Consider the following 15415-nt stretch of genomic DNA (forward strand, 5'->3'; position numbering starts at 1 on the left):
CTTTCTCCGTTAATGAGCGGTGCCGGCGTCCGCCGCTTTCGCGGGGGCCGTTGCACGGTGGTTGTCGTCCCGCGGCGTGGCGACGACCGGCTGCGCGTCGCTGGCGGGCCGGCGCGGCCGGTGCGGGCGCCGGATCGGCGGCAGGCTCGCGGCCATCGGCGCCGCGGCGCTCGCGTCGGCCGGCGCGGTGGCGCTAGCCGGCCCCGAGGCACCCGACGTCCCAGATGCAGCCGATGCCGCATCGGCCGCGCTGGCCGCCGACGGCACGACCGGCTGCGGCAGCGCGGTGAAGCCGGCCGCGATCGTGGCGGGCTTCGACGTGTCGCCGACCACCGGCGCGCTCACCGGCTCGGTGGCCGACGCCGCGGCGGCCACGGCCGCGGCTTCGTTCTTCGGGTTCTGGCGCTCGACGAGGTAGTAGTCGAGCACGCGCCGCGCGATCGGGCCGGCGGCCTGCGCGCCCCAGCCGCCGTTCTCGACGACCAGCGCGATGGCGATCTGCGGATGGTCGACCGGCGCGTACGCGATGAACAGCGCGTGGTCGCGCAGGTGCTCGGCGAGCAGGTGGCCCTTGTAGTTCGAGCCCTGCAGCGAGAACACCTGCGCGGTCCCGGTCTTGCCGGCCGCGAGGTACGGCACGCCGCGGAACACCTTGTACGCGGTGCCGGACGGGTTCTCGATCACGTTCTCCATCCCGCGCTTCACGACGTCGATGTCGGCCGCCTTCAGCGGGATCACGTCGCTTTCCTTCGGCACAGTCAGGTGGCGCGCACGCGAGATCGGATCCTCGACTTCCTTCACGAGGTGAGGCTTCATCACGACGCCGTTGTTCGCGAGCGTCGCCGTCGCATGCGCGAGCTGCAGGATCGTGAACGAGTTGTAGCCCTGGCCGATCCCGAGGCTGATCGTCTCGCCGTCGAACCACTTCTGCTGCGCCGCTTTCTTGAACGCCTTCTTCTTCCAGTCGGTCGACGGCAGGATCCCGCGCGCCTCGCCCTGGATGTCGATCCCGGTGATCTGGCCGAAGCCGAACGGCTTCATGAAGTTCGCGATCGCGTTCACGCCGAGGTCGCGCGCGAGCATGTAGAAGTAGGTGTCGTTCGACACCATGATCGCCTTGTTCATGTCGACCCAGCCCTGGCCCGAGCGCACGTCGTTGCGGAACGTGTGGCCGCCGAACGTGAAGTAGCCGGGATCCTGGAAGCCCCAGCCCGGCGTGCGCTTGCCGAGCGTCAGGCCTGCGAGCGCCATGAACGGCTTGTACGTCGAGCCGGGCGGGTAGGTGCCGTGCAGCGGGCGGTTCAGCAGCGGCTTGTCGGGCGAGTTGTTCAGCTCGTCCCAGGTCTGCTGGTCGATGCCGTCGACGAACGAGTTCGGGTCGAAGCTTGGCGACGACACGAACGCGAGCACGTCGCCCGTCTTCGGCTCGATCGCGACGAGCGCGCCGCGCTTGCCGGCGAACGCCTGCTCGGCGACCTGCTGCAGCCCGATGTCGAGCGACAGCACGAGGTTGTTGCCGGGCGTCGCCTGCGTGCGCGACAGCGTGCGCACCGGCCGGCCGCCGGCCGTCACCTCGACTTCCTCGAAACCCGTCAGCCCGTGCAGCTCGGTTTCGTAGCTCTGCTCGACGCCGATCTTGCCGATGTAGTCGGTGCCCTTGTAGTTGTTCGCGTCGCGGCGCGGATCGTAGTGCTCCTGGTCGCTGTCGTTGTCGTCGCTCATCGCGTCGATGCGATCCTGGTCGCGCTTCGAAATCCGGCCGATATAGCCGATCACGTGCGCGGCGGTCATGCCGAGCGGGTACTGGCGGAACAGCCGCGCGCGCACGTCGACGCCGGGGAAGCGGAAACGCTGCGCGGTGAAGCGCGCGACTTCCGCGTCGGTGAGCCGCGTGCGGATCGGCAGGCTCTCGAAGTTCTTCGAGTCTTCCTGCAGCTTCTTGAAGCGGCGGCGGTCGCGTGCGTCGATCGGGATGATCTCGGACAGCTTGTCGATCGTGTTGTCGAGCGTGTCGTCGAGCTTCGACGGCGTGATCTCGAGCGTGTACGCCGAGTAGTTCTTCGCGAGGATCACGCCGTTGCGGTCGGTGATGATCCCGCGGTTCGGCACGATCGGCGCGACGGAGATGCGGTTTTCCTCGGCCTGCAGCGCGTATTTGCCGTGCTGCATCAGCTGCAGGTAGAAGAAGCGGCTCGCGAGCAGCCCGAAGCAGACGAACACGAACACGCCCGCCGCCGCGACGCGCAGGCGGAACCTCGAGAGCTGCTGTTGGGTGTCGTTGAATTCGGTCATTTAAGGGCAATCTGGCCCGCGCGCGGGCGCGGGCGAGGTGCCGCCCCGGAGCGCGGCGCGCGGCGGGCGTGGGGGCGGCGGGTATTCAAGGTCGGTCCGGCTCAGATCGGTCGCGTATCGTCCGGGTCGACCGGGCGGCGTTGCGGCATCAGCAGCAGGTGGCTCGCGATCGGCCACAGCGCGGCTTCGACGAAACCGTCGACCAGATAGCGCCAGCCGGGGAACGCGGCGCCCATCAGCAGGCGGATCACGAACGGCACGAGCTGCGCGGCGACGAGCAGCGGCGTGACGTACAGCACCTGCACGCCGATCGGCATCCACAGCACGCGGCGGTGGATCGTGATCGCGCCGTACGACAGCAGCGTATAGGCGAGCGCGTGCTCGCCGAGCAGCCCCGCGTCGTGCACGTCCATCAGGATGCCGAGCGCGAACGCGACGCCCATCCCGACCTTGCGCGGCTGGTGGATGTTCCAGAACAGCAGCACGAGGGCGACGAAGTCGGGCACGCCGGGCAGGCGGCCCCACGGCATCAGGTTCAGCAGGAACGCGGCGGCGAGACTGAAGACGATGAAGTACGGATTGACCGGCTGCAGGATGTATTGCGGGCGGTTCATCGCTGGGCTCCTGATTGCCCGGCGGCGGGCTTCGCGTTCGCGTCGGCCTTGTCGGTTTTCTCCGCTTTGTCGCCCTTCGCGGCGGCTTTCGCGCCCTTCTTGCCCTTCGCGTTCTTCTCGGTCGCGGGATCAAGCTCGGCCGGGCGCGGCGGGATGTCGTTGCGGTAATGCAGCACGAGCATCTGGCGCGCGCCGCGCACGGCTGCGACCGGCGCGCAGGTCACGCGGGCGAACGCGGTATCGGCGAGCTTGTCGACGCGCACGACCTTCGCGACCGGCAGCCCGGGCGGATAGACGCCGTCGAGGCCGCTCGTGACGAGCTCGTCGCCGACGACGAGATCCGCGCTCGTCGGCACGAAGCGCAGGTCGAGCGAATCGCCCTTCGGCGTGCCGTAGATCACGCTGCGCAGGCCGGTGCGCAGCACCTGCACGGGGATCGCGAGATCGCGGTCGGTGATCAGCGTGACTTCGGATTGCAGCGGGAACACGCGCGTGACCTGACCGATCACGCCGTCCTCGCTGACGACGGGCGAGCCGTCCTGGATGCCTTGCTGCGAGCCTTGGCCGACCACGATCTTCTGCGTGAACGGATCGCTCGTGTCGTACTGGATCTCGACCGGCGTCGATTGCGTCGCGATGTGCTGGCGCAGCTCGAGCACCGCGCGCAGATGCGCGTTTTCCTGCGTGAGCACGGCGGCCTGGTTGGCCTGCGTGGACAGTTGCAGGTTGCGCTTGCGCAGGTCGTCGTTCTCGTGGCGCAGCGACGCGCCGGTAACGGCGATGTCGGCCGCGCCCATGAACAGGTCGCGCGGCACGAGCGCCGCGCGTTGCAGCGGGTAGAGCACGGTGCCGAGCACGCCGCGCACGATTTCGAGCGTGCTGAAGCGCGCGTCCGACACGAGGAGCGCGATGGCGAGGGCGACGAAGAAGATGAGCCGCGCGAGCGCGGGCGGACCTTGCTTGAAGAGGGGCGGCGGACTGTATTCCATGGTCGGCGCCGGGCGCGTGTGATCGGTTAAATAATGCTCAGACGCGCAAACGGCGCGGCGGTTCGTTCTGAACGAGCGATCCGGCCACGCCGCGGGTGCGTCATATCAAACGGGACTGCTTAGGCGATCACTCGTACGAGAAGATGCTGCCCAGCTTGTCCATGCGCTCGAGCGCCATGCCCGAACCGCGTACGACGCAGGTGAGCGGATCTTCGGCGACGAGCACCGGCAGACCGGTTTCTTCCGCGAGCAGGCGATCGAGGTCGCGCAGCAGCGCGCCGCCGCCCGTCAGCATCATCCCGCGTTCGGCGATGTCGGCGCCGAGTTCCGGCGGCGTCTGTTCGAGCGCAATCTTCACCGACGACACGATCTGGTTCAGCGGATCGGTCAGCGCTTCGAGGATTTCGTTGCTGGAGATCGTGAAGCTGCGCGGGATGCCTTCCGACAGGTTGCGGCCCTTCACTTCCATTTCCTTGACTTCGGAGCCCGGGAACGCGGAGCCGATTTCCTTCTTGATCGCCTCGGCGGTCTGCTCGCCGATCAGCATCCCGTAATTGCGGCGGATGTAGTTGACGATCGCCTCGTCGAACTTGTCGCCGCCGACGCGCACCGAGCCTTTGTACACGATGCCGCCGAGCGAGATCACGCCGACTTCGGTCGTGCCGCCGCCGATGTCGACGACCATCGAGCCGGTGGCTTCGGACACCGGCAGGCCCGCGCCGATCGCGGCCGCCATCGGCTCCTCGATCAGATAGACCTGCGACGCGCCGGCGCCGTGCGCCGCTTCCTTGATCGCGCGGCGCTCGACCTGGGTCGAGCCGCACGGCACGCAGATGATGATGCGCGGCGACGGCGAGAACATGCGCGACTCGTGGGCCGTCTTGATGAACTGCTTGATCATCTGCTCGGTCACGGTGAAGTCGGCGATCACGCCGTCCTTCATCGGGCGGATCGCCTCGATGTTGCCCGGCACCTTGCCGAGCATCTGCTTGGCTTCCTTGCCGACCGCCTGGATCGTCTTCTTGCCGTTGGGGCCGCCTTCCTGGCGGATCGACACGACGGACGGCTCATCGAGGACGATGCCCTTGCCGCGCATGTAGATCAGGGTGTTTGCGGTGCCGAGGTCGATCGCGAGATCGTTGGAGAAGTAGCTGCGCAAAAAACCGAACATTCAGAATCCTGTTTCGCTCTGGGCCGGCCCTGCATAGCGAGCGCTGAGGGCGGCAGCGGAAAAAATAACAGCCTCGGGAAGCGTGGCGGAAGCGGCCGCCGCGGCGCACGAAGCTGCGAGTGATGTCTACCGGGGATCGCACGAAGCACGCACGGCTTGCCGAAACAGGGCGAAACGGTGCGGGAAAAGGCTGCCGGGTTTGGGTCGAACGCGTAATGATACCTTATAATTTCTCGGTATTTGAATCGAAACGGGCGGTATTTTTGCCGCTTCGGCCCCGATTTTTGAGGGTGGGATCGCACCCTCCAACCCCCCGCCGCAGTGCTGTCGTCGATGCACTGCGCAGCCTTGTTTTTCCGGTGATCGCATGGCCCTGACCCTGACCGATGTGAAACGCATCGCGCACCTGGCGCGACTCGAAATGGCCGACGCCGAGCACATGCTCGGCCAGCTCAATGAATTCTTCGGCCTCGTCGAACAGATGCAGGCGGTCGACACCGCCGGCATCGCGCCGCTCGCCCACCCGATCGAACAGATCCAGGAAGTCGCGCAGCGCCTGCGCGACGACGCCGTGACGGAAGTCGTCGATCGCGACGACAACCAGCGTCCGGCGCCGGCCGTCCAGGACGGCCTCTATCTCGTGCCGAAGGTGATCGAGTAAGCATTCGATGACAAGCGCGCCGGCCGTCCAGCGCCGCGCGCCACCCAGAATTCCCAGGAAAACCACTCAATGCACGCAAAAAGCCTGACCGAACTGCGCGCCGCGCTCGCCGCCAAGGAATGCTCGGCCGTCGAGCTCGCGCAGCACTACCTGAAACGGATCGACGCCGCGCGCGACCTGAACGCGTTCGTCCACGTCGACGCCGACCTCACCCTCGCGCAGGCGAAAGCCGCCGACGCGGAACTCGCCCGCGGCGCGGGCGGCGCGCTGACCGGCCTGCCGATCGCGCACAAGGACGTGTTCGTCACGCGCGGCTGGCGCTCGACCGCCGGCTCGAAGATGCTCGCGAACTACGAGAGCCCGTTCGACGCGACCGTCGTCGCCCGCCTGCAGGCGGCCGGCATGGTCACGCTCGGCAAGACCAACATGGACGAGTTCGCGATGGGCTCGTCCAACGAGAATTCGGCGTTCGGCGCGGTGAAGAACCCGTGGGACACGAACGCGGTGCCGGGCGGCAGCTCGGGCGGCAGCTCGGCCGCCGTCGCCGCGCGCCTCGCGCCGGCCGCGACCGGCACCGACACCGGCGGCTCGATCCGCCAGCCCGCGTCGTTCGCGGGCGTGACGGGCATCAAGCCGACCTACGGCCGCGTGTCGCGCTACGGGATGATCGCGTTCGCGTCGTCGCTCGACCAGGGCGGCCCGATGGCGCAGAGCGCGTCCGACTGCGCGCTGCTGCTGAACGCGATGGCCGGCTTCGACGAGCGCGACTCGACGAGCCTCGAGCGCGACGACGAAGACTTCACGCGCCACCTCGGCCAGCCGTGGGCGGCCGGCAACGACGCGGGCAAGCCGCTCGCGGGCCTGCGCATCGGCTTGCCGAACGAGTATTTCGGCGCCGGCCTCGCCGACGACGTGCGCGCGACGATCGACGCGGCGCTCAAGCAATACGAAGCGCTCGGCGCGACGCTCGTGCCGGTGTCGCTGCCGAAGACGGAACTGTCGATCCCCGTGTACTACGTGATCGCGCCGGCGGAAGCGTCGTCGAACCTGTCGCGTTTCGATGGCGTGCGCTTCGGCCACCGCGCCGCGCAGTACGGCGACCTGCTCGACATGTACAAGAAGTCGCGCGCCGAAGGCTTCGGGCCCGAGGTGAAGCGCCGCATCCTGGTCGGCACGTATGTGCTGTCGCACGGCTACTACGACGCGTACTACCTGCAGGCGCAGAAGATCCGCCGCATCATCGCGAACGATTTCCAGGAAGCGTTCAAGTCCTGCGACGTGATCATGGGCCCGGCGTCGCCGACGGTCGCATGGGATCTCGGCGCGAAGGGCGACGATCCGGTGCAGATGTATCTCGCCGATATCTACACGCTGTCGGTGAGCCTCGCGGGCCTGCCCGGCATGAGCGTGCCGTGCGGCTTCGGCGCGGGCGCGAACGCGCAGCGCCCGGTCGGCCTGCAGATCATCGGCAACTATTTCAACGAAGCCCGGATGCTGCAGGTCGCCGACGCGTTCCAGCGCGCGACCGACTGGCACAAGCAAGTTCCGGCGGGGGTGTAAGCATGACTCAATGGGAAGTCGTTATCGGTCTCGAGACGCACGCGCAACTGTCGACCGTCTCGAAGATTTTCTCGGGCGCCTCGACGCAGTTCGGCGCCGAGCCGAACACGCAGGCGTGCCCGGTCGACCTGGCGCTGCCGGGCGTGCTGCCGGTGCTGAACCGCGGCGCGGTCGAGCGGGCGATCCGCTTCGGCCTCGCGATCGGCTCGACCATCGCGCCGCGCAGCATCTTCGCGCGCAAGAATTATTTCTACCCCGATCTGCCGAAGGGCTATCAGATCAGCCAGTACGAGATTCCGGTCGTGCAGGGCGGCCAGATCACGATCCAGGTGCCGGCCAACGAAAAGGCCGGCAAGGCCGCGTACGAGAAGACCGTCAACCTGACCCGCGCGCACCTCGAGGAAGACGCCGGCAAGTCGCTGCATGAAGACTTCGCCGGGATGACGGGCATCGACCTGAACCGTGCCGGCACGCCGCTGCTCGAGATCGTCACCGAACCGGAAATGCGCAGCGCGGCCGAGGCCGTGGCCTATGCGAAGGCGCTGCACGCGCTCGTCGTGTGGCTCGGCATCTGCGACGGCAACATGCAGGAAGGCTCGTTCCGCTGCGACGCGAACGTGTCGGTGCGCCCGGTCGGCCAGGAGAAGTTCGGCACGCGCGCGGAAATCAAGAACCTGAACTCGTTCCGGTTCCTCGAGGAAGCGATCAACTACGAAGTGCGCCGCCAGATCGAGCTGATCGAGGACGGCGGCGAAGTCGTGCAGGAAACGCGCCTGTACGATCCGGACAAGCGCGAGACGCGTTCGATGCGCAGCAAGGAAGACGCGCACGATTACCGCTACTTCCCGGACCCCGACCTGATGCCGCTCGTGATCGGCCAGGACTGGGTCGAGCGTGTGCAGTCGGGCATGCCCGAACTGCCGGCCGCGATGCAGCAGCGCTTCGTCGACGAGTACGGCGTGTCCGCGTACGACGCGGGCGTGCTGACGTCGAGCAAGGCGATGGCCGCGTACTTCGAAGCGGTGGTCGCGAAGGCCGGCGCGGCGAATGCGAAGATCGTCGCGAACTGGCTGATGGGCGACGTGTCGTCGCAACTGAACCGCGACGGCATCGAGATCGACGCGATTCCGGTGTCGGCCGCGCAACTCGCGCTGTTGCTGCAGCGCATCGCCGACGGCACGATCTCGAACAAGATCGCGAAGGAAATCTTCGCGACGATCTGGGACGAGAAGGCGACCGACGACGGGGCGGCCGACCGCATCATCGACGCGAAGGGCCTGAAGCAGATCTCCGACACCGGCGCGCTGGAAGCGATCATCGACGAAGTGCTCGCGGCGAACGCGAAGTCAGTCGAGGAATTCCGCGCGGGCAAGGAAAAGGCGTTCAACGCGCTGATCGGCCAGGCGATGAAGGCGACCAAGGGCAAGGCCAATCCGCAGCAGGTCAACGAACTGCTGAAGAAGAAGCTCGGCTGAACATGCGCGCGCGCCTGAACCGCGCTTGACGACGGGCCGCTCCGAATCAGTTCGGGGCGGCCCGTCGCGTTTGGTGGATGCGTTATCGTATGCATCGCACCGTCCAACGGAGGAACGAATGGCGAAACAACCGTCGCTCGACGATTTCCGCGTGCCCTACAGCACGCGCGACAAGGAAGCCGCCGCATTCAAGCTCGACGCGTTCGACCCGGCCGCGAAGCCGTTTTCGTCCGGTTCGAAGGAGGCCGACCGCGAACGGCTGTCGGCCGTGTCGACCGAGCTCGACGTCCAGCAGGAGCGCCTGCACACGCAGCAGAAGAAGCGCGTGCTGCTCGTGCTGCAGGGGATGGACACGAGCGGCAAGGACGGCACCGTGCGCGCGGTGTTCCGCGAGGTCGATCCGCTCGGCCTGCGCATCGTGCCGTTCAAGGCGCCGACGCCGATCGAGGCCGCGCACGACTTCCTGTGGCGCGTGCATGCGCAGGTGCCGGCGGCGGGCGAACTCGCGATCTTCAATCGCAGCCACTACGAGGACGTGCTGGTGCCGCGCGTGCTCGGTGCGATCGACGACAAGGAATGCGAGCGCCGCTACCGGCAGATCCGCGATTTCGAGACGATGCTGTTCGAGAACGGCACGACCATCGTCAAGTGCTTCCTGCACATTTCGAAGGACGAGCAGCGCGCGCGGCTGCAGGCGCGCATCGACGATCCGACCAAGCACTGGAAATTCGACATCTCGGATCTCGACGCGCGCAAGCACTGGGACGCGTACCAGTCCGCGTACCGCGACGCGCTCGCCGCGACGTCGGCCGAGCATGCGCCGTGGTACGTGATCCCGGCGAATTCGAAGACGCACCGCAACGTGATGATCGCCGAACTGCTGCTGCGCACGATGACCGACATGAAGCTGGAATTCCCGCCGCCGAAGCCCGAACTCGAAGGCGTGAAGATCCGTTAAGCTGCCCCCCTGTAAAAACATCGAACTGAACGGAACCCGACATGATGCGAGTGATTACCGCCAACCTGAACGGCATCCGCTCCGCCGCGAAGAAGGGCTTCTTCGACTGGCTCGGCGAACAGAACGCCGATTGCGTGTGCGTGCAGGAAATCAAGGTGTCGGCCGACGACCTGCCGGCCGAATTCGTCGAGCCGCACGGCTTCAAGAGCTATTTCCACCACGCGGAGAAGAAGGGCTACAGCGGTGCGGGCGTGTACAGCCGCCGCGAGCCCGACGACGTGATCATCGGCTTCGGCAGCAGCGAATTCGATCCCGAAGGGCGCTACGTCGAGGCGCGCTACGGCAAGTTGTCGGTCGTGTCGGTGTACGTGCCGTCCGGCTCGAGCGGCGAAGAACGTCAGCAGGCCAAGTACCGCTTCATGGCCGAATTCATGCCGCATCTCGCCGCGCTGAAGAAGAAGCGCGAGGTGATCCTGTGCGGCGACGTGAACATCGTCCACAAGGAAATCGACATCAAGAACTGGAAGAGCAACCAGAAGAACTCCGGCTGCCTGCCGGAAGAGCGCGAGTGGCTCACGAGGCTGTTCGACGACGTCGGCTACGTCGACGTGTTCCGCACGCTCGATCAACGCCCCGAGCAGTACACGTGGTGGAGCAACCGCGGTCAGGCGTACGCGAAGAACGTCGGGTGGCGGATCGATTACCAGATCGCGACGCCGGGCGTGGCCGGCACCGCGAAAAGCACGTCGATCTTCAAGGACATCAAGTTCAGCGATCATGCGCCGCTGACGATCGACTACGACTACACGAAGTGACGGCCGGCGCTGCGCGGTGCGCGTAGCCGCCGCATGCAAAACGGGCCGCATGTCGAACATGTGGCCCGTTTCGTTTGGGGCGCGGCTTACTGCTTGAGCGACGCCATATCCACGACGAACCGGTACTTCACGTCGCTCTTCAGCATCCGTTCGTAGGCGGCGTTGATCTGCTGCATCGGAATCGTCTCGATATCGGACGTGATCCCGTGCTCCGCGCAGAAATCGAGCATTTCCTGCGTTTCCGCGATCCCCCCGATCAGCGAGCCCGCGAGGCGGCGGCGCTTGAAAATCAGGTTGAACACCTGCGGCGACGGATGGTCGTGCTCGGGCGCGCCGACGAGCGTCATCGTGCCGTCGCGCTTCAGCAGGTTCAGGAACGGGTTCAGGTCGTGCTGCGCGGCGACCGTGTTGAGGATGAAGTCGAAGCTGTTCAGGTGCGCGTTCATCTGCGCTTCGTCCTTCGAGATCACTACTTCATGCGCGCCGAGCCGCTTGCCGTCCTCGATCTTCGACGGCGACGTCGTGAACAGCACGACGTGCGCGCCCATCGCGCGGGCCAGCTTCACGCCCATGTGGCCGAGGCCGCCCAGGCCGACGATGCCGACCTTCTTGCCGGGGCCGACGTTCCACTGCCGCAGCGGCGAGTAGGTCGTGATCCCCGCGCACAGGAGCGGCGCGGCGCCGGCCGGATCGAGCGTGTCCGGCACGCGCAGCACGAATGCTTCGTCGACGACGAGCTGCGTCGAGTAGCCGCCGTAAGTGATGTCGCCCGTCACGCGATCCTGGCCGTTGTAGGTGCCGACGAAGCCGTTTTCGCAATACTGCTCGAGGCCTTCTTCGCAGCTTGCGCAGGTGCGGCACGAATCGACGAGGCAGCCGACGCCGACCAGCTCGCCGACCTTGAAGCGCGACACCTGCGGGCCGGTCGCGGTCACGCGGCCGACGATTTCATGGCCCGGCACGACCGGGTAGATCGTGTTGCGCCATTCGTTGCGCGCCTGGTGAAGGTCCGAGTGGCAGACGCCGCAGTAGAGGACGTCGATCTGGACGTCGAGGTCGCGCAGCGCGCGACGCTGGAATTCGAACGGGGCGAGCGGCGACTGCGCATCGGTCGCCGCGTAGGCATAGGTTGTGCTCATGCAATGGGCTCCTTGTCCGGAAAACGTCCGGTGAAACAGACTGCCGCCGCACCCTGTGGCGGTGCGGCGAGACAGGTGCCTATCGTAAGGAGCGCACCGCCGCGGCGAAATACCCGAAGGTCTGGAAGATTTGCCTATTCCTCTCGAATTGCCCGCGAACAGCCGTCAAAACGCGTTCACGGTGCTACATTGCGAGCCAGATTCTCTTGCCGGACAGGGCCGCACCGATGAGCTTCCAACCCCTTTTGGCCGACGCGGGCGAGCGCCTGCAGCGCCGCATGATCGACCTGCACACGCGCCTCGCGCCGAACGAGGGCGACACGCTCGCGGCGCTCGACGGCGTGCGCTTCATTCGCGTCACCCATTCCGTACCGCGCATGCCCGTGCTGTACGAGCCGAGCATCATCGTCGTGTGCCAGGGCCGCAAGCTCGGCTATCTCGGCGACCGCTCGTTCGTGTACGACGCGCAGCAGTATCTGGTGCTGTCGGTGCCGCTGCCGTTCGAATGCGAGACGTTCGCGAGCATGGACGAGCCGTTTCTCGCGATCTCGATCCGCGTCGATCTGGCGGTTATTGCCGAGTTGGCGATCCTGCTCGACGAGACGCTCGGCGCGGCCGTCAGCGAGCCGCTCGGCGTCTACTCGACGCCGCTCGATGCGCCGCTGGCCGATGCGGTCGTGCGGCTGCTCGAAGCGCTCGCGTCGCCGCACGACACGCGCGTGCTGGGGCCGGCGATCATGCGCGAGATCGCGTATCGCGTGCTGACCGGCGAGCAGGGCGACGCGATGCGCGCGGCGCTCGTGCAGCAGCATCATTTCGGCCGCATCGCGAAGGCGTTGCGGCGCATCCATGCGGAGCTGAAGGCCGATCTCGACGTCGAGACGCTCGCCCGCGAGGCCGGGATGAGCCTCGCGGTGTTCCACGCGCAGTTCAAGCACGTGACGGCGACGTCGCCGATGCAGTACGTGAAGACCGCGCGGCTGCACCAGGCGCGGCTGATGATGGTGCGCGACGGCGTGGGCGCCGGCGCGGCGGCCGCGCGGGTCGGCTATGCGAGCGCGTCGCAGTTCAGCCGCGAGTTCAAGCGGCTGTTCGGCCGCAGCCCCGGAGACGAAGTGCGCTGGATGCGTGACAGCGGCGTGCGCCCGGCGACGGCCGACGCGCACGCGTAGCGTCTTGTCTTGCGTCTCGCCCGGCGGCTCAGCGCCGCACGATCTTGCGCCGCTGCGCGCTGATGCCCGCATAGTCGGGCAGCGATTCGACGCGTTTGCCCGTCGCCTTCGCGTACAGCGGCATCAGGTCCGGTAGCCGGTTCAGCAGATCCTGGCGGCGCGCGGTGCTGTACGGGTGCGTGTAGATGAAGCCCGACGTCTTGTTCGCGCGCGTCGCGACCGCGAGTTTGTCCCACAGCGTGATCGCCGCGCGCGGATCGAAGCCCGCGCGTGCGGCGATGTCGCCGCCGATCACGTCGGCCTCGGTCTCGTCGGTCGGATCGTAGTGGAGCGACTGCAGGCGCTCGCCGAGGTTCAGCGCCTGCGGCAGCGGATCGCCGACGCCGAACAGCGGCGGCAGCGCGGCCGCGCGCAGCGACGTCTGCGAGGCCACGCTGAAGTTGCTGCGCGCGTGTTCGCGCAGCGCGTGCGCGATGCCGTGCGCGAGCAGCACGCCGAAGTCGTCGTCGTTCAGGCGCACGCGATCGAGCATGCCGCCGTACACGAGCACCTTGCCGCCCGGCAGGCAGGTCAGGCGGATGTCGCGCGAGCGGATCACGTTCACGTCCCACGCCCAGCTTTTCACGCGGTCGTTCCACTTCACCGAATACGGCGCGAGCTTCGCGACGATCGCGCGCAGGCGCTTCACGCGCGGCTGGTTCGCGGGCAGCAGCCGGTTGCTGTCGGCGGCCGTCTGCACGATCTGCGCGTATTCGTTCGCGGTGAGCTGTTCAAGCAGCGGCGACGGGATCAGCGTGCGGAACGCGATCGCGTTGCCGTAGCGGACTTGCGGCGGCGTCGGCGTATAGGCCTTTGCCGGCACCGCGGCGCCGGTCGGCTGCGCGCCTTCGGCGGACGGCGGGACGGGCGCGGCAGAGGTTGCAGCGGCGGGCGGCGCGGTCTGGGCGGCGGCCGGCGCGGAGCCTGCCGCGGTCGCGCCGGTGTCGGTCGCGTGCGCGAGCGTCGCGGCCAGCGCCGCGGCGCCGACGCTCAACGCCACCGCCGCGTGTGCGAGCCGACGCGGGCGGTTACCGCGCACGGCTCGCCTCGCCGTTGCGCGCGGTACCGTTCCACGGCGCGATCCTGAACAGCAGCAGCATGCCGGGGATGGCGAGCGCGGTACACACGATGAAATAGTCGTACCAGCCGATCTTCGCGACGACGAAGCCGCTCGCGGCCGACGCGAGCGTGCGCGGCACCGACGCGAGGCTCGTGAACAGCGCGAACTGCGTAGCCGTATAGCGCGGGTCGGTCGTGCTCGCGATATACGCGACGAACGCGGCCATCGTCAGGCCGGTCGTGAAGGTTTCGAAGCCGTAGACGATCGCGAGCGCGACTGTCATCGGGCTCAGCCTTGGCGTGATCTCGATACCGAACACCGACATGAACGACGCGAGCGCGTGGCTGGCCGCGACCGTGAAGTCGTACAGCACCGCAAGCACCGGCGAGCCCGGGCCGAGCTGCGCGAGCCACGCGAAGCCGAGCGTCGACACCATCTGCAGCGCGCCGAAGATCCACAGCCCGCGGCCGATGCCGATCTTCACGAGCCAGACGCCGCCGATGATGCCGCCGGCGACGCTCGCGACCAGCGCGGTGGTTTTCGCGACGATGCCGATCTCGGTGCGCGTGAAGCCGATGTCGAGGAAGAACGACGTCGACAGCGTGGTGGCCATCGTGTCGCCGATCTTGAACAGGAAGATGAACGCGATGACGAGCAGCGCGCCGGCCCAGCCGTCGCGCTGGATGAATTCGCGGAACGGCAGCACGATCGCGTCGCGCAGGTTGCGCGGCGGCGTGCCGACCACTTCGGGCTCGCGCACGACGAGCGTCATCAGGATGCCCGGCAGCATGAAGGCGCCGGTGATCGCGAACACGGCATCCCACGGCAGGTGGTCGGACAGGATCAGCGCCAGCGAGCCGGGGATCAGCGCGGCGAGCTTGTACGCGTTCACGTGCACCGCGTTGCCGAGGCCCTGCTCGGTGTCGCGCAGCAACTCGCGGCGATACGCGTCGATCACGATGTCGGCGCTCGCGCCGAAGAACGCGACGAGCGTGGTGAGCGCGGCGACCGTCCAGATCGAGTCGCGCGGCGACACGAAGCCGAGCGCGGCGATCGCGCCTGCGACCAGCAGCTGCGTGAGCAGCAGCCAGCCGCGCCGGCGGCCCGGCCGCCAGCCGGGCAGGCGCGGGATGTAGCGGTCCATCAGCGGCGCCCACAGGAACTTCCACGTATACGGGAACTGGATCAGCGCGAACAGGCCGATTTCCTTCAGGTTCACGCCCTCGGAGCGCAGCCACGCCTGCACGAGGTAGACGAGCGTGAACAGGGGCAGCCCCGACGTGAAGCCCAGAAACACGCAGATCAGCATGTGCGTGTTCAGATAGGCGCGCCAGCCGGGGTGATCCTCGTGAGCGGTGAGTGCGGGCGCCTCGTGTGGCGTTTTCGACATGGACTGGAGCTGGGTAGCGTTGACTGATGGCGGCGGCAGCGCAGGCGGCGCGCACGGCGCGGGAGGGGCGGCCGCGCGCG

Annotated in this window: 13 protein-coding genes; 6 read left to right on the forward strand and 7 right to left on the reverse strand. The window is 67.4% G+C overall.

Annotation, left to right across the window (positions count from 1 at the left end):
- Positions 1 to 9: 9 nt before the first annotated feature.
- From mrdA to HWX55_RS17320, 4 genes are all read right to left on the reverse strand, one after another.
- Positions 10 to 2292, reverse strand: a complete 2283-nt coding sequence (mrdA, locus tag HWX55_RS17305; RefSeq protein ID WP_175976598.1) for a penicillin-binding protein 2 — start codon at positions 2290 to 2292, stop codon at positions 10 to 12.
- 101 nt (positions 2293 to 2393) lie between these two features.
- Entirely contained in the window at positions 2394 to 2906 is a 513-nt protein-coding gene (gene mreD / locus HWX55_RS17310) for a rod shape-determining protein MreD (protein ID WP_006477476.1), read from the reverse strand.
- A complete protein-coding gene (mreC, locus tag HWX55_RS17315) occupies positions 2903 to 3895 on the reverse strand; it encodes a rod shape-determining protein MreC (protein WP_175976599.1) in 993 nt (330 codons plus the stop codon). The genes mreD and mreC overlap by 4 nt, the downstream gene beginning before the upstream one ends.
- 127 nt (positions 3896 to 4022) lie before the next feature.
- A complete protein-coding gene (locus HWX55_RS17320; RefSeq protein ID WP_004189550.1) occupies positions 4023 to 5066 on the reverse strand; it encodes a rod shape-determining protein in 1044 nt (347 codons plus the stop codon).
- A 367-nt stretch (positions 5067 to 5433) separates the two neighbouring features.
- Here HWX55_RS17320 and gatC point away from each other — a divergent pair, with 367 nt between their 5' ends.
- The 5 genes from gatC to HWX55_RS17345 all read left to right on the forward strand — a co-directional run bounded on the left by gatC (position 5434) and on the right by HWX55_RS17345 (position 10535).
- Positions 5434 to 5727, forward strand: a complete 294-nt coding sequence (gene gatC / locus HWX55_RS17325; protein ID WP_175976600.1) for an Asp-tRNA(Asn)/Glu-tRNA(Gln) amidotransferase subunit GatC — start codon at positions 5434 to 5436, stop codon at positions 5725 to 5727.
- Between the two features lie 69 nt (positions 5728 to 5796).
- Positions 5797 to 7287 (forward strand): Asp-tRNA(Asn)/Glu-tRNA(Gln) amidotransferase subunit GatA, encoded by a 1491-nt coding sequence (gatA, locus tag HWX55_RS17330; protein WP_006494379.1) that lies wholly within the window; start codon positions 5797 to 5799, stop codon positions 7285 to 7287.
- 2 nt (positions 7288 to 7289) lie between these two features.
- A complete protein-coding gene (gene gatB, locus HWX55_RS17335; RefSeq protein ID WP_175976601.1) occupies positions 7290 to 8762 on the forward strand; it encodes an Asp-tRNA(Asn)/Glu-tRNA(Gln) amidotransferase subunit GatB in 1473 nt (490 codons plus the stop codon).
- 118 nt (positions 8763 to 8880) lie between these two features.
- Complete coding sequence (locus HWX55_RS17340) at positions 8881 to 9720, forward strand: polyphosphate kinase 2 family protein (protein WP_050011134.1); 840 nt, start codon at positions 8881 to 8883, stop codon at positions 9718 to 9720.
- A gap of 41 nt (positions 9721 to 9761) precedes the next feature.
- Entirely contained in the window at positions 9762 to 10535 is a 774-nt protein-coding gene (locus tag HWX55_RS17345) for an exodeoxyribonuclease III (protein ID WP_124681017.1), read from the forward strand.
- Between the two features lie 86 nt (positions 10536 to 10621).
- Here HWX55_RS17345 and HWX55_RS17350 read toward each other — a convergent pair whose 3' ends face one another.
- Positions 10622 to 11674 carry an NAD(P)-dependent alcohol dehydrogenase gene (locus tag HWX55_RS17350; RefSeq protein WP_126363909.1) on the reverse strand — a complete coding sequence of 351 codons (1053 nt, stop codon included), beginning with the start codon at positions 11672 to 11674 and terminating at the stop codon, positions 10622 to 10624.
- Positions 11675 to 11901: 227 nt separating this feature from the next.
- Between HWX55_RS17350 and HWX55_RS17355 the strand changes: the two genes are divergently transcribed.
- On the forward strand, positions 11902 to 12846 hold the full coding sequence (locus HWX55_RS17355; RefSeq protein ID WP_175976602.1) for an AraC family transcriptional regulator: 945 nt from the start codon (positions 11902 to 11904) through the stop codon (positions 12844 to 12846).
- A 28-nt stretch (positions 12847 to 12874) separates the two neighbouring features.
- On the opposite strand, the gene HWX55_RS17360 is transcribed toward HWX55_RS17355, so the two are convergent.
- Positions 12875 to 13924, reverse strand: coding sequence for a M48 family metallopeptidase (locus tag HWX55_RS17360; protein WP_175976603.1), 1050 nt, complete (start codon positions 13922 to 13924; stop codon positions 12875 to 12877).
- Positions 13914 to 15335, reverse strand: coding sequence for an AmpG family muropeptide MFS transporter (locus HWX55_RS17365; protein ID WP_175976604.1), 1422 nt, complete (start codon positions 15333 to 15335; stop codon positions 13914 to 13916). The genes HWX55_RS17360 and HWX55_RS17365 overlap by 11 nt, the downstream gene beginning before the upstream one ends.
- Between the last annotated feature and the right edge of the window lie 80 nt (positions 15336 to 15415).

Origin of the sequence: Burkholderia sp. BCC1047 (assembly GCF_902833155.1) — a bacterium.
GTDB lineage: Bacteria > Pseudomonadota > Gammaproteobacteria > Burkholderiales > Burkholderiaceae > Burkholderia > Burkholderia sola.

Coding starts and splice junctions, on each gene's coding strand:
- HWX55_RS17345 (WP_124681017.1), top strand. CDS start 9,762: ATGATGCGAGTGATTACCGCCAACCTGAACGGCATCCGCTCCGCCGCG.
- HWX55_RS17365 (WP_175976604.1), bottom strand. CDS start 15,335: ATGTCGAAAACGCCACACGAGGCGCCCGCACTCACCGCTCACGAGGAT.
- gatC (WP_175976600.1), top strand. CDS start 5,434: ATGGCCCTGACCCTGACCGATGTGAAACGCATCGCGCACCTGGCGCGA.
- HWX55_RS17350 (WP_126363909.1), bottom strand. CDS start 11,674: ATGAGCACAACCTATGCCTACGCGGCGACCGATGCGCAGTCGCCGCTC.
- gatA (WP_006494379.1), top strand. CDS start 5,797: ATGCACGCAAAAAGCCTGACCGAACTGCGCGCCGCGCTCGCCGCCAAG.
- mreC (WP_175976599.1), bottom strand. CDS start 3,895: ATGGAATACAGTCCGCCGCCCCTCTTCAAGCAAGGTCCGCCCGCGCTC.
- HWX55_RS17320 (WP_004189550.1), bottom strand. CDS start 5,066: ATGTTCGGTTTTTTGCGCAGCTACTTCTCCAACGATCTCGCGATCGAC.
- gatB (WP_175976601.1), top strand. CDS start 7,290: ATGACTCAATGGGAAGTCGTTATCGGTCTCGAGACGCACGCGCAACTG.
- mreD (WP_006477476.1), bottom strand. CDS start 2,906: ATGAACCGCCCGCAATACATCCTGCAGCCGGTCAATCCGTACTTCATC.
- mrdA (WP_175976598.1), bottom strand. CDS start 2,292: ATGACCGAATTCAACGACACCCAACAGCAGCTCTCGAGGTTCCGCCTG.
- HWX55_RS17340 (WP_050011134.1), top strand. CDS start 8,881: ATGGCGAAACAACCGTCGCTCGACGATTTCCGCGTGCCCTACAGCACG.
- HWX55_RS17355 (WP_175976602.1), top strand. CDS start 11,902: ATGAGCTTCCAACCCCTTTTGGCCGACGCGGGCGAGCGCCTGCAGCGC.